The 12,558-nt window shown below is 70.0% G+C and carries 15 protein-coding genes and 1 pseudogene; 2 read left to right on the forward strand and 14 right to left on the reverse strand.

Annotation, left to right across the window (positions count from 1 at the left end; genetic code table 11):
* Nucleotides 1–57: 57 nt before the first annotated feature.
* The 14 genes and pseudogenes from ACFQ7F_RS41995 to ACFQ7F_RS42060 form a co-directional block, all read right to left on the reverse strand.
* Nucleotides 58–1,746 (reverse strand): NAD(P)/FAD-dependent oxidoreductase, encoded by a 1,689-nt coding sequence (locus tag ACFQ7F_RS41995; RefSeq protein WP_383283496.1) that lies wholly within the window; start codon nucleotides 1,744–1,746, stop codon nucleotides 58–60.
* 155 nt (nucleotides 1,747–1,901) lie between these two features.
* The gene (locus tag ACFQ7F_RS42000) at nucleotides 1,902–2,450 is read right to left on the reverse strand and encodes a cupin domain-containing protein (RefSeq protein WP_383283499.1); all 549 of its coding nucleotides are present in this window, start codon (nucleotides 2,448–2,450) and stop codon (nucleotides 1,902–1,904) included.
* 118 nt (nucleotides 2,451–2,568) lie between these two features.
* Nucleotides 2,569–3,402, reverse strand: a complete 834-nt coding sequence (locus ACFQ7F_RS42005; protein ID WP_383283502.1) for an SDR family NAD(P)-dependent oxidoreductase — start codon at nucleotides 3,400–3,402, stop codon at nucleotides 2,569–2,571.
* 51 nt (nucleotides 3,403–3,453) lie between these two features.
* The gene (locus tag ACFQ7F_RS42010) at nucleotides 3,454–3,918 is read right to left on the reverse strand and encodes an anthrone oxygenase family protein (protein WP_383283505.1); all 465 of its coding nucleotides are present in this window, start codon (nucleotides 3,916–3,918) and stop codon (nucleotides 3,454–3,456) included.
* Nucleotides 3,919–3,927: 9 nt separating this feature from the next.
* Nucleotides 3,928–5,166, reverse strand: coding sequence for an FAD-dependent monooxygenase (locus tag ACFQ7F_RS42015; RefSeq protein WP_383283508.1), 1,239 nt, complete (start codon nucleotides 5,164–5,166; stop codon nucleotides 3,928–3,930).
* A 14-nt stretch (nucleotides 5,167–5,180) separates the two neighbouring features.
* Entirely contained in the window at nucleotides 5,181–5,501 is a 321-nt protein-coding gene (locus ACFQ7F_RS42020; protein WP_383283511.1) for an antibiotic biosynthesis monooxygenase family protein, read from the reverse strand.
* Nucleotides 5,502–5,514: 13 nt separating this feature from the next.
* Nucleotides 5,515–5,826 carry an antibiotic biosynthesis monooxygenase family protein gene (locus tag ACFQ7F_RS42025; protein ID WP_383283514.1) on the reverse strand — a complete coding sequence of 104 codons (312 nt, stop codon included), beginning with the start codon at nucleotides 5,824–5,826 and terminating at the stop codon, nucleotides 5,515–5,517.
* Between the two features lie 15 nt (nucleotides 5,827–5,841).
* On the reverse strand, nucleotides 5,842–6,588 hold the full coding sequence (locus ACFQ7F_RS42030) for an SDR family oxidoreductase (RefSeq protein ID WP_383283517.1): 747 nt from the start codon (nucleotides 6,586–6,588) through the stop codon (nucleotides 5,842–5,844).
* Nucleotides 6,585–7,070, reverse strand: a complete 486-nt coding sequence (locus ACFQ7F_RS42035) for an SRPBCC family protein (protein WP_383283532.1) — start codon at nucleotides 7,068–7,070, stop codon at nucleotides 6,585–6,587. Before ACFQ7F_RS42035 ends, ACFQ7F_RS42030 begins: the two co-directional genes overlap by 4 nt.
* Nucleotides 7,071–7,127: 57 nt before the next feature.
* Nucleotides 7,128–7,355: pseudogene (locus ACFQ7F_RS42040) on the reverse strand (acyl carrier protein); the annotation flags it as partial.
* Nucleotides 7,355–8,602, reverse strand: a complete 1,248-nt coding sequence (locus ACFQ7F_RS42045; RefSeq protein ID WP_383283520.1) for a ketosynthase chain-length factor — start codon at nucleotides 8,600–8,602, stop codon at nucleotides 7,355–7,357. The gene ACFQ7F_RS42045 and the pseudogene ACFQ7F_RS42040, both read right to left, overlap by 1 nt.
* Complete coding sequence (locus ACFQ7F_RS42050; RefSeq protein WP_383283523.1) at nucleotides 8,595–9,872, reverse strand: beta-ketoacyl-[acyl-carrier-protein] synthase family protein; 1,278 nt, start codon at nucleotides 9,870–9,872, stop codon at nucleotides 8,595–8,597. Before ACFQ7F_RS42050 ends, ACFQ7F_RS42045 begins: the two co-directional genes overlap by 8 nt.
* Entirely contained in the window at nucleotides 9,869–10,258 is a 390-nt protein-coding gene (locus ACFQ7F_RS42055) for a cupin domain-containing protein (protein WP_383283535.1), read from the reverse strand. The genes ACFQ7F_RS42050 and ACFQ7F_RS42055 overlap by 4 nt, the downstream gene beginning before the upstream one ends.
* A 103-nt stretch (nucleotides 10,259–10,361) precedes the next feature.
* Entirely contained in the window at nucleotides 10,362–10,688 is a 327-nt protein-coding gene (locus ACFQ7F_RS42060) for a TcmI family type II polyketide cyclase (RefSeq protein ID WP_383283526.1), read from the reverse strand.
* A gap of 490 nt (nucleotides 10,689–11,178) precedes the next feature.
* On the opposite strand from ACFQ7F_RS42060, the gene ACFQ7F_RS42065 reads away from it, so the two are divergent.
* Both ACFQ7F_RS42065 and ACFQ7F_RS42070 read left to right on the forward strand, forming a co-directional pair.
* On the forward strand, nucleotides 11,179–11,658 hold the full coding sequence (locus ACFQ7F_RS42065) for a flavin reductase family protein (RefSeq protein ID WP_383283538.1): 480 nt from the start codon (nucleotides 11,179–11,181) through the stop codon (nucleotides 11,656–11,658).
* The gene (locus ACFQ7F_RS42070) at nucleotides 11,655–12,500 is read left to right on the forward strand and encodes a BTAD domain-containing putative transcriptional regulator (RefSeq protein ID WP_383283529.1); all 846 of its coding nucleotides are present in this window, start codon (nucleotides 11,655–11,657) and stop codon (nucleotides 12,498–12,500) included. The genes ACFQ7F_RS42065 and ACFQ7F_RS42070 overlap by 4 nt, the downstream gene beginning before the upstream one ends.
* Nucleotides 12,501–12,558: the final 58 nt, after the last annotated feature.

Below are 12,558 nucleotides of genomic sequence, written 5' to 3' on the forward strand. Positions count from 1 at the left end.
GGCGGCCCCCACACATCCGTGGGGGCCGCCCGTCCCGGCGCCGGTGCGGGGTGTGGGTCAGTGCGGCACGGGCGTTCTCTCGTCCGCCTCGGCCAGCGGCATCCCGTGCACGTCGACACCCGTGGTGAGGTAGCGCAGCTCGTCCGGTCCCTCGTGACGCAGCCAGTTCGCCATCCGGCGCAGGTCCTCCGGCTTGGGGTACACGAACCGGCACGCCGGATCGCGCAGCCCCACATGGTCAAGGACCACGGGGGAGTTCGTCACGGTCGACATCAGCTGCCGACCCGCGTCGGCGGCGGCGAGGCCGCCTCGGTCAACCGCCTCGCAGAGCCGCACCATCTCGTCGAACAGCGCCTTGTAGCCGTGTGATCCGGGAACGGGAAGGCCGGGATAGGCGGCTTTCTCCATTGCCCTCAGCACTCCTTCGTCGCCGGATTCCATGTAGCGCTCGGTGAACCGGTCGAACCGGAGATTGATCGGGACCTCGGCGGCGCACCAGACGCGATAGACGGCGTTCCACAGGGAGTGCTCGGAGAAGGCGACGAAGGAGCAGTTGACCAGCTCGTCGTTGTAGCGGATCAGACCCTGCTGGAGCTCGTCGACGTAGCGGAAGCGCTCCTCGTCGAAGTCGTCGTCGGCCAGTGCGTCGAGCAGTCGCCAGGCCAGGGAGTTGACCACCTCGCCGGTGTTGGTGAGGCCGCGGGAGTACAACGGGTCGATGAAGCCCGCGGCATGCGACATGAGGCACCAGCGGTGTCCCACCGTCCGCTCGGAGGCGTACTGGATGCGGCCGGCCGACACCCACGGCCGAACGGTCCGGGCATCCGTGAACAGCCGTTCCACCGCGGGGAACCGAGCCGCGAACTGCCGGAATTCCTCCTCCGGGGAGAGGTCATCGGCCTTGGGGTAGAGGCGTTCGTCGAGTGTGAGACCGACGCTGACGAGCGGATTCTTCGAACCGGGTCCGTTGTTGAACGGGATGGACCAGAACCACCCGCGCTCGAAGAGGTGGTGCATGGTGCCCTCCACCCAGGGGATCGGGGGCGCGTCCTCGGGCCCCACCCGCAGACATTCGTCCGTCGGTCTGACCCCGATCATGTGGGTGAACATCGAGCGCGAGTGGTGCTTGACGGCCTCCGGCGGTCGGCGCAGGGCCAACTGCCGGGCGAGCGGGGAACGGAAGCCGCTGGCATCGACCAGATATCGGCCCTCGAGCCGCTCGCCGTTCGCGCCCACCACTGTGACGTGGTCGTCGTCGAGTTCCACTTCGTCGACCGCGAATGCCTGGCGAGCCTCGCATCCGTAGCGGATGGCGGTGTGGAAGAGGTATGCGTCGGTGTCCTGGCGGAAGAGGTGGCTGGTCTGCAGGACCTTCGACGGTGGGCTGAACTGCAGGAATTCCGCCGGATCCGGCTCCTTGCCCTCCTCGTGGCGGATGAATCCGAAGTGCCGCTTTGTACCGCTGGTCGGGGCGATCTCGTCGCGGCAGCCCTCATAGGAGGTGAGGGGCTCCAGTTCGGGCACGCCGTAGCGGCGGGCCAGCAGCCGGAACACCTTGAGGGTGTAGAGGGTCGTCGATTCACCGACGGCGAATCGGGGATGCGTCCCGCCGTCGACGAGCAGGACCGAGACGCCCTGCTTCGCCAGGATCGCGCCCAGGGTCGATCCGGCGATGCCGGATCCGAGAATGATGACGTCATGACGGCGGGGCATGCCGGATGGCGGTCGTGGGTGGTGTCCGGGCATGGTGTCCTCCCTGGTGTGGCTCGTGTGTGCTGGGACGGGGACGGCCGGGCACCGCGGGTGTTCCGCGGTCCCCGGCCGGTTCTCGCCGGTCCACGCCGAGCAGAGGTGCCGGCGATCGAGGGGCGGGAGCACGGGCCCCCGGCGTGCGGGTTCGGTCAGCCGCGGGTTCCGTGCGCGGTGGCGGGCACGTCGCCGCGGACACCGGGCGGAGGGCCTGGAACGTCGCCGCCGACACCGGGCGGCGGCTGGAAACCGCGCATCTGGTGCTCGTTGGCGAGCTCCTGCATCTTGGTCCAGTCGGGCCGGCCGTTCGCGACCAGTTCGGAGAGCCCGATGAAGAAGTTCTCCACACCGCCGGGAGTGGCGATGACCAGCAACTCGCCCGGCTCGTCACCGACGTTGAGGAAGCGGTGCGGTACGCCGCGCGGGCCGAAGACGACCGTTCCGGCGGTGACGACCTCCGATACGCCGCCGACCTCGAACTCGTAGCGGCCCTTGTTGACGAAGAACGCCTCGTCGGCCGTCTCGTGCACATGCGGCGGGGGACCACTGCCGGGGCGGGTGGTGATCTGGTAGAAGCTGTACAGGCCGCCCGTGTCCTCCTTGCGCAGCAGGAAGCGGCCCTCCTCTCCGAACCAGCACACGGGCTCGACGTCGTCCCTGCTGACTACTTTCCGTTCGGGCTTGGATTCGGGCTTGGACACGATTCCACGTTCCTTTCGATCGGGTCGTCCTTCGTCGGACGTGGCCGCTGATCAGGAGAACAGCGGCTGCAAAGGTGGTGATAAAGGAGCGGAAAACCCACTGGCGGCGGGGTGGGAATCAAGCGAACGCGGTGCCGCCGTCGGCGAGCAGACAACTGCCGGTGAGATACGAGGCCCGTTGCGAGGCGACGAACGCGATGACCTCGGCGACGTCCTCGGGCGTCCCGTTGCGCCGCAGGGCGGCCCGCTCGGCGGCGGCCCGTCGCTGCTGCTCGGGGATGTGGTGGGCGAGTTCGGTGAGGATGAGGTTGGGCTCCACGGCGTTGACGCGCACGCCGTGCGGTCCGACCTCGAGCGCCAGCGTGCGCACTGCTGCCTCCAGGCCCGCCTTGGCGACGGCCAGCGGCAGGAAACGCGGCGCCGGTCTGCGGGCGAGGGCCGCTCCGACCGCGACCACGGAGCCGCTCCCGCGCGCGATCATGCCGGGCAGGACGACGCGGGTGGTCAGGAACAGCGCCTTGAGCTGCTGGGTGACCACACGTTCCAGGTCCTCCCACTCCAGTTCCGTGGCCGGGGCGATGGCCGCCTCGTGGGCGCCGAGACCCGACGCGTTGAGCACCAGTACGTCCACAGGACCCAGTTCCGCGGTGGCGTCGGCGACCAGCGCGCCGGCCTGGTCCGCGTCGGTGACGTCGCCCTGCAGCGCCACCGCACGGCCGCCCCGGCGCACGATGGACTCCACGACCTCCTGAGCCCGCTCCGCGCTCTTGTGGTAGTTGACGGCCACGTGCGCGCCGCGGGAGGCCAACAGCCGCGCGGTGACTGCTCCGATGCCTCGGCCGGCCCCGGTGACCAGGGCCACCTTGCCCGCGAACTCGTGCGATCCGGACGGTTGCCCGGTGGTTGCGGGAACGGGAGGGGGCGTCTCTCGCTCCGTGTCTGTGACATCCATGGGATCAGCTCCTCGGCTAGGGGACGGACGGCGGGTGTCGGATACGGGCACTCACGCCCAGGCGAGCCAGCAGCCGCACAGCGCGGCGCAGAAGGCGAGAACCGCGAAGGCCGTGCGCAGACGGTTGGCGCGCGCCCAGGCCTCGCGCAGCGCGCCCCACCCACCCGGGATCTCGCCGGCCTCGGCCCAGGCGTCGATACGCCGGTTCATCCGCACGTTGCGGAGTTCGGACACGAGCGCGACTCCGACCACCGCGCCCAGGGCGGACGCGAAGGCGGCCTTCGCGTCCGCTCCCGGCGCAAGGAACGAAAGACCCAGCCCCGCGGCCAGGGCGACCTTGTTGACCGTCGGCATCAAGGGGTCGAACCCGGGGTCGAGACGCCGGTGCACATCGGACCAGGTCTGCCGGGGCAGACTCAACAGCATGGGCACCACGGCCTGTTCGACCGCTATGAGCGCGCCGGCCAGAACACCGGTGCACAGCACCAGGACAGCGGCCAGCGAGGCGACCAGCATGACGGGCCCTCACCCCGCCCCGAGGCCGGACCGCCCGGCAGCCACCGGCAAAGGGGCGCGCTCCAGACGTCCGTCCAGCATCAGCCCGTAACTCTGGCCCTTGGCGACGGAGTCGAAGAACGCGTACATCATCAGGTCGCGCAGCCGGGACAGCAGGGCACTGTGGACCAGCCCCAGCGTGCCGATGCGCCACGAGGTGCTGACCATGTCCGCCGACCGTTCCCGCCTGGCGGCCTCGAACCGGCGAAGGGTCTCGGGGACCGCCGCCCGCTCGCCGCGCCCGAGCATGTCGGCCAGCACCACGCCGCTCTCTATCGCCTGACCCGCGCCTTGGCTGAGGTTGAGCGTCATCGGATGTGCCGCGTCGCCGATGAGCACGACCCGGCCCTGGCTCCAGCCGCCGCCCGGCGGCCGGTCGTGGATCGCCACCGGCAGGATCGCCTCTTCCTCGGTCGAGGCGATGATCCGTCCGACGGGGTCGGGCCACTGGTCGTACGCCGCCGCCAGCGCCGCACCGCGGGTGTGCTGGACGGTGTCGATGCGGGCGGCCGCACGGTCACTGGTGATGGCGTCCCAATAGACCTCGTTCTCGTTCAGCCTGCAATACAGGAAGCGCAGACCGCCCTTTCCCCAGAGATTGAAGAACGTGCCGGTGGGCACCAAGGACTCGCCGGGCAGGCGGGTGATGGCCTGCCAGGCGGTGTAACCGGCGTACCTGGGGGGTGGTTCGAACCCCCGGCGCATCGTCGCGCGAACCGTCGAGCGCAGTCCGTCCGCGCCGATCAGCACATCGCCGCGGGCCGTCGACCCGTCCGCGAAGTGCGCGGTGACGCCGTCGGCGTCCTGGGTGTAGCCCGTCATCCGGGCGCCGAGCCGGATCCGGTGGTCGCCGACGGCCTCGGTGAGCACCTTGTGCAGAGAGGAGCGGCGCAGGGCACAGGCAGGTGCCTCGCACTTCTCCGTCGGTCCGTCCAGCTTCCAGCGCGCCAGCCTTTTGCCGGTGTCGGAGCGGAACTCGTGGAACCGCATCCGCACCGAGTCGGCGGCGACGGCCTGGTCGAGCCCGATCCTGCGCAGGGAGAGGAAAGCGTTGTGCCAGAGCATGAAGCCGCCTCCGGACAGCAGCCGCCCTGGAGAGGGACGTGCCTCGAACACCTCCGCCTCGATGCCTTGGCGCAGCAGTCCCGCCGCCGTGGTGAGCCCGCCGATGCCGGCGCCGATCACCAGGGCTTTGCCGATGGTCGCCATGGTCGCCGCCCCGCTCAGGCGCGGGACGGCGTGCCGTCGATCCGGGTGCGCAGATCGTAGATCCGCCGCTCGATGCCGCCCCCGCTCCAGTACGGGAACATCGGCGCGGCCATCTCACGGTGCGACGGGGCGTCCTCCCACGTGCGGAAGGCCTCCTCGCTCTCCCACTCGGCGAGCAGGATGTAGCGGCCGGGCTCCTCGGCGTCGCGCAGCAGCTCGTCCCTCAGGTGGCCGGGCGTGCCGCGCACCACGGATGTGACGGAACGGTAGGCCTCCTCGAACGCCTCCTGGTCCTTGTCCTCGATACGGGCCGACACCATGACGCGTACGGTCACGATGGATCACCTCTCACACGGTGTGGTGGGCGGACACGTGCTCGACGGTTTCGAGCACGCGCTTGTGGGCGGATTCGCGGAACTTCTCCAGACGGACGCTGAGTTCCTGACGGGTGGCGCTCTTCTGGAAGGCGTCCAGGGCTCGGTGGTCGGCCCAATCAGCCATGATCAGATGGGTGTTGGGGCAGGACGGATCGCGCAGCAGCGTCTGGGCGACACTGCCGGGCAGCCTTGCCGCGATCTGAGCCGTCTCCAGCCATGCCGCGCGGAACTCGTCCCCGCAGCCCTCACGGACCGTCATCTCCAGTACGGTGCGCACCAGCATGGTCGGCCCCATACCTCAGATGCCGCCGTCGGCGTCGAGCGTGGCGCCCGTGATGTACCGGGCGGCGTGCGAGACGAGGAACAGCACCACTTCGGCGATCTCCTCGGGGCGGCCGAGCCGGCCCAGCGCGATCATCTGCTCGTAGCGGGCCCGCCCCTCGGCTGTGACGGCCTTCATCTGGTCGGTCTCGACCAGGCCGGAGGCGACACAGTTGACGCGGATGCCGCGCGGGCCCAACTCCTTGGCCAGGGCCTTGGTCAGCCCCATCACGCCGGCCTTCGACGCCACGTAGTGGGCGGCGGCCGGCATGCCGTGGTGTGCGACGGCCGAGCTGATGTTCACGATCGAGGCGACCTCGGCGACGTACGGCAGCGTCGCGCGTATCACGTGGTACATCCCCGTGAGGTTGGTGTCGAGGATCCGGTGCCACTCGTCGGGGGCCAGCTTCTCCAGCGGCAGGTGACTGATGACACCGGCGTTGTTGACGACGGCATCGATCGCGCCGTACGTCTCGTGCGCTTCGGCGCACAGCCGCTCGGCCTGCTCGTGGTCCGTGATGTCGCAGCGCACGAGCGTGCCCTGTGCCCCCTGCTCGGTGAGTTCCCGCCGCAGCGACTCGACCTGCTTGCTCTCGTTGACGTAACAGGCCGTCACCGACGCGCCCTGCGCGGCCAGGGAGAGCACCGTGGCCCTGCCGATGCCCCGGGCGCCGCCGGTGACCAGGACATGCCTGCCCTTGAGTGCGAAGTCCACGTTCGTCATCGCGCGACCGCCGCTCCGGCGCGCCCGCGGGCGGCTGCCTCGACCCGCTCCTTGATGAGCGCCAACTGGATCTTGGAGTTCTTGTTGATGCGCGCGACCATCGCCGGGTCGTCCACGGGGGCGTCCTTTTTCATGTGGAACTCCTGCACCCAGCGCATCTCCACACCAGCGGCGGTCTGCCGGTAGTACCAGTTGATGTTCATGAAGGCGAAGGGCCCGGTCTCGACGCGGTGGGCCCGGACCGACCTGTTCGCACGGTCCATGACGCGCTCGGAGACCCAGCTCCACACGGTGCCGTCCGGCTCGGGGTGCAGGGAGAGACGGAAACGCACCGTGTCGCCCTGGCGGTGCAGGATCTCCGCGGAGGCGTACTCGCTGAAGAGGTGGGGCCAGTTCGCCACGTCGTTGGTGGTCTCCCACACCAGGGCGAACGGTGCGTCGATGACGATCTTGTTCTCGGTACGGGCCGCGGCGGGCCGCAGCTGTTCGTTGATCAGGGAGTGGATCTCGGGGAAACACGTGACACCCTCGGCGTCCAGCCGGATGTCGTAGCGGTTCTCCACCTCGGTGATCACATTGAGCAGGCCCAGGGAGTCCACTCCCATGTCCTCGATGGTCACCGCCGGGTCGTCCACCTGGAGCTCCTCGACGGCAACCCCGGTGCAGTGCTGGACGATTGTCAGGAACTCCTCGTACGTGAAAGGCGGAACGGTCATGTCAGCCGGTCCCTTCGCAGTGGTGTGGGGAACATCGGACAGGGGCGCCATCAGGCCGACGCCCGCAGGACAAGGGCGGAGTTGAACCCGCCGTACCCCCGCGCGAGTACGAGGGCGGTGCGCAGAGCGACTTGCCGGGGCTCGGTCACGAGGTCGAGACGGTGGGCGGGGTCCGGTACGACGCCCGGGCCGGTGGGTGGGATCACCTGCTCGCGCAGGGACAGCAGGGCGGTGACGACGTCGAGCGGGGCACCGCCCGCATACAGCCGTCCGTAGCACGCCTTGGGAGCGGTGACCGGTACCCCGGCAGGGCCGAACACCTCGGCCAGGCACTGCGCCTCGGCGCGGTCGAGCTCGGGAGTCGCCGCCGCATCGGCGAAGACCACGTCGACCTCGTCGGGCCGCACCCGGGCGTCGTCGAGGGCGAGTTCCACGGCCCGGCGCAGTCCGCCGTGTCCGTGTCCGGCCGCGATCGAGGGCGCCGGATCGAACGTGGCCGCATGGCCGGCGATCTCGCCGTACCGCCGCTCGGCGCCGCGTTCGCGGGCGCTGTCCTCGTCCTCCACCACGAGCAGTGCGCCGCCCTCGCCGGGCACATGACCACAGGCGTCGGCGTCGAACGGGGCGTAGGCGCGATCCGGGTCGGCGCTGGCGCTCAGCCGCCCCGATGTGGTCTGGCAGGTCAGTGCGTACGGACTCAGCGGTGCCTCGGTGCCACCGGTGAGAACGAGCCTGGCGTCGGCGTGCAGGACGGTGCGGCGGGCCTGGGCGATGGCGTCCAGGCCGCCGGCCTGCTCGCTGACGGTGACTCCGCAGGGGCCCTTGACACCGTGCCGGATGGAGAGCTGGCCGGTGGTGGCGGCGTAGAACCACGCGATCGACTGGTACGGGCCGACATGGCGCGGACCCTTCGACCACAGGGCCTCGATTTCCCGCTGCCCGAACGCGTTGCCCCCTGAGGAGGAGGCCGTGATGACCCCGATGTCGTAGGGCGAGAACGTCCCGGGGCGCACCCCCGCGTCCGCCAGCGCCTCCTCGCCGGCCAGCAGCGCGAACTGGCTCCACCGGTCGGTCTGCACGGCCAGCCGGGGATCGACGCCCGGAAGCACCTCGTCGTCGAAGACCTCCCCGACCACCCGGACGGGGAACCGCTCCGCGTCGAAGTGCGTCACGGGGCCGAGGGTGCTGCGGCCCTCGAGCACATTGCGCCAGAAGGCCTCCGTGCCCCAGCCGCCCGGCGCGATCGCCGAGATCCCGGTGACCACCGCCCTGCGGGCTGCCGTCGTCGTGTCAGACATCGCGTATCTCCGGTCCGGGTGCGGTGAGCACCATCGCCGTCTGGAAGCCGCCGAAGCCGCTGCCGACGCTGAGCACGGTGTCCGTCCTGTGCGGGCGGGCAGTCAACGGCACATAGTCCAGGCCGAGTTCAGGGTCGGGGTGGTGGAGGTTGGCGGTCGGCGGCACGGTGTCCATCTCGATGGCCAGCGCGCAGGCGGCGAGCTCCAGCGCGCCGATCGCGCCGAGTGAGTGCCCGACCATGGACTTGATGGAGCTCACCGGAATCCGGTGGGCGTGCTCGCCGAGCGTCTTCTTGAACGCGGCGGTCTCGTGGCGGTCGTTCTGCCGGGTGCCCGAGCCATGCGCGTTGACGTAGTCGACGGCCTCCGGCGCCAGCCGGGCACGGCCCAGTGCCAACCGGACCGCCTCGGCCAGCTCCTCGCCGTCGGGGCGAAGCCCCGTCATGTGGAAGGCGTTGCTGCGCTGTGCGTAGCCCGCGACCTCGCAGTAGACGCGGGCGCCGCGGCGGCGGGCAGCCTCGGCCTCCTCCAGGATCAGCACCGCCGCGCCCTCACCGAGCACGAAACCGTCGCGGTCACGGTCGAAGGGGCGGGAGGCGTGCGCCGGGTCGTCGTTGTTGGGCGACGTCGCCTTGATGGCGTCGAAGCAGGCCACGGTGATGGGGGAGATCGGCGCGTCGGTCGCGCCGGCCACCACCACGTCGGCGGCCCCGTCCTCGATGAACTGGGCCCCCTGCGCCACCGAGTCCAGGCCCGAGGTGCAGCCGGTCGAGATCACCCGGACCGGGCCCTGGGCGCCGGCAGCCCAGGCGACCTCGCCTGCCAGGGCACTGGGCACGAGAGCGCTGTACAGATACGGATACGGATCCTCGGCGTCCACCACCCAACGGCTGCCGCCGCCGCTCACGCGGACGTACTGCTGTTCCAGGGTGACCGTGGAGCCGACGGCGCTGCCGATGGACACCCCGATCCGATGCGGCGGCATGTCCTCGGGCTCGACACCGCTGTCGGTGAGCGCTTCACGCGCGGCGACCACGGCGAACTGCGCGCAGCGGTCCATGCGTTGGGTCTCGGCCGGGCTCAGCCCGGCCGCGGCCGGGTCGAAGTCGACCTCAGCGGCGATCCGGGACCGATAGGCCGATGCGTCGAAGTGGGAGATGGCGCGGGTCGCCGTACGGCCTTCGGTCAGGAGCTTCCAGAACGCCTTGGCCCCGACACCGCCCGGAGCCACCACTCCGATGCCGGTGACCACGACCCTCCGGGCACTCATACGGACTCCTGTTCCGGCAACGGTTCCGTGTCCACATGGCCGAGCTCGGGACGTGGCGCAAGGGGACCGAGCTGGAACACCATGAAGGCGGGCTCGGTGCCGTGGTTCTCAAGCCGGTGGCGGACGGCGGTCGGCAGATGGAGCGCATCGTTGGCCGCGAGGGGCACCGGCTCGCCGTCGACCAGCGCCGTGATGGCGCCCCTGACGAGGTACAGGAACTCCTCGGAATACGGGTGATAGTGCTCGGTGACCACCTCGCCGGGCTCCAGGGTGAGCACCCCCATGAACCCCGACGTGGTGCCCGCCGTGGCCGGGCTCAGCAGCGTCCGCAGATCCCCGCCCCGGCGCCGGTTGGGCTCGATGTCCTTCGCCGCGATCTTCGTCATTCGGTTGCTGGCCACGCCAGCCTCCTCTCGTTGTCCCGCACTTGCGGTGCGCCCTGTCCGGAGACCCCGTCGTCGCCGGCGCGCGCGCCTCCCGTGCCGGAGATCAGCTGTCCGCGTGCCAGGTGTAGAACTCGTCCGCCATGGCGTCCTGAGGGCCGCGCCACGTCCGCGGGTCGTAGGCCGTGATGTGTGCGCTGAGCTGCTCGCTGACGCCGGTGAAGAGCGCGTGGCCGCGTATTTCCTCGATGGAATCGCGTACTTCGTCGTCGGACGCGATGTAGTGCATGTAGAGATCGTGGAATCGGAAAAGTCTGCGTTCCTTCACCCCGATCAGGCCGGGCAGCTCCCCGGCATCGGATTCGGCGAAGATACGCTCCACATCAGCCGCGGCGTTCGGATTCATGCGGGCCACGATGAGGGTGCTGCGCATTTGCTTTCCTTCCGTTCCGGGTAGGTCCGCTCTGCGTGCGGTCGAATCAGACTCACCCGCTGACGTAAAGCGGGGATGAGGGCCGGGAAAAACCGTCGCGGAGCAGGTGGCGGGCTGGCCTGCGGACGGGTGCGGGCATCTGCACCCGAACCGGGCGGACAGTGGACGCAGCTGCCCGCGAAGGTCTCCTGGATTGCCCAGTCCGAGCGGCCAAAAGCCGACGCAGGTGATCAGGGGATCACTCGGTGACCTGGGTCTTCTCCGCGCGATTGAGCTGTCTCCGGATACGGTATTCAGCCGAAAGTACGCCCCCTCTCGTCCCACGGGCCATAGGCAGCAGCAACACCGCCTCGCTACGCTCGCCCTATCCGTGCCGCCTTGGTTCCCGGCTCGCGCAGTACTCCGCGACGACGGGCGGGCGCGGTCATTCCTAGGGGGTTCTGTGGATAGCCTGATCGTTTCGGAAGCCGAGGAGAAGCATGCCGCGAACGTGGACGCGGCAGCACTCCGGGAGGTCTGCGGCCGGTTTCTCACCGGTGTCGCGGTGATTACCTGTCAGGACAGCGAGAAAGAACCGATGGGGCTCACCGCGAATTCCTTCACGTGCGTGTCCCTGGACCCTCCACTGGTGCTTTTCTGTCTCCATGGCGGCTCTCGGGGACTCTCCGCCATCCGCGAATCGGGCTCTTTCGCCGTCAACATTCTGGCCGCTGACCAGGCCGCTCTGTGCCGTGCGTTCGCCCGTCGTGACACCGCCGGCTTCGACGACCTCGCCGTGCAGGACGCGGAGACGGGCGCGCCGGTCCTCACCGAGGCGCTCGCCTACCTCGACTGCCGGCTGTACGCCATGTTCCCGGGAGGGGACCACGAGATCGTGGTCGGAGAGGTCGTCGACCTCGGCCTGCTGCGCGATGCCGAGCCGCTCGCCTTCTTCCGCAGCGCCCACCCTCGTCTGGAGGTCCCGGCATGACCGTGCTGACGGAGCTGCGTGCCCCGGGTCGCGGCGTACAGGACATCGCCCCGCGCAAGGTCGCTCTTCGGCTCCTCGGGCCACTGGAGGTCGTCGTCGACTCGGTCGAAGTCCCGCTTCCACAGCGCAAGTTGCGCCAGCTCCTTGCCACGCTGCTGATCCGGCCCAACGCGACCGCCTCCAACGAGGCACTGATCAGGGAGCTGTGGGGCGACCGGCCGCCGGCCACCGCGCTCGCGGCGCTTCGGGTGTACGTGTCGCAGTTGCGCAAGTTCCTCATCAGGCACGATCTCGACGGCCGGTGGTGCACGCTGCGCACCCGCGCCCCCGGATACCAGCTGCAGGTCAATGACGGCATCCTCGACACGGTGTGCTTCGACCGGCTCTGCGCGCTGGCCGCGGACTCCGCGGAATCGGGCCACCACGAACTGGCCTCCAAGCAGTATCAGGAGGCACTCGCGCTGCGCCGCGGGCTCACACTGGAGGACCTGCGGGAAAGCGCGGCCCTCGCGGGCACAGCCCTTCAGTACGACGAGGCGTGGATGACCGCCCTCAAACGGCGCGTGGACCTCGATCTGCAGCTCGGCCGCCACCTGGAACTCGTCGGTGAGCTGCGCCGGCTGGTGGTGGAGGACCCGCTCAACGAGGGCTTCTGCGCCCGGCTGATGGTGGCGTTGCACCGCAGCGGCCGCAGCGGGGACGCACTCGCCTCCTACCGCCGCACCCGTGGGCAGCTCATCGAGGAGCTCGGCATCGAACCCGGTCTCGAACTGCGCATGGCCCATCAGACAGTTCTCGCCGACGACTCGGTCATCCACCTGGGGGTGCGGGTCTCCGCCTGACCGATGTCCCGCGAGGCGGGGGGCCGGGGCCGGCCGGGGGGGCCGCCCCCCGCCCCCC

Source organism: Streptomyces sp. NPDC056486 (assembly GCF_042795295.1).
GTDB lineage: Bacteria > Actinomycetota > Actinomycetes > Streptomycetales > Streptomycetaceae > Streptomyces.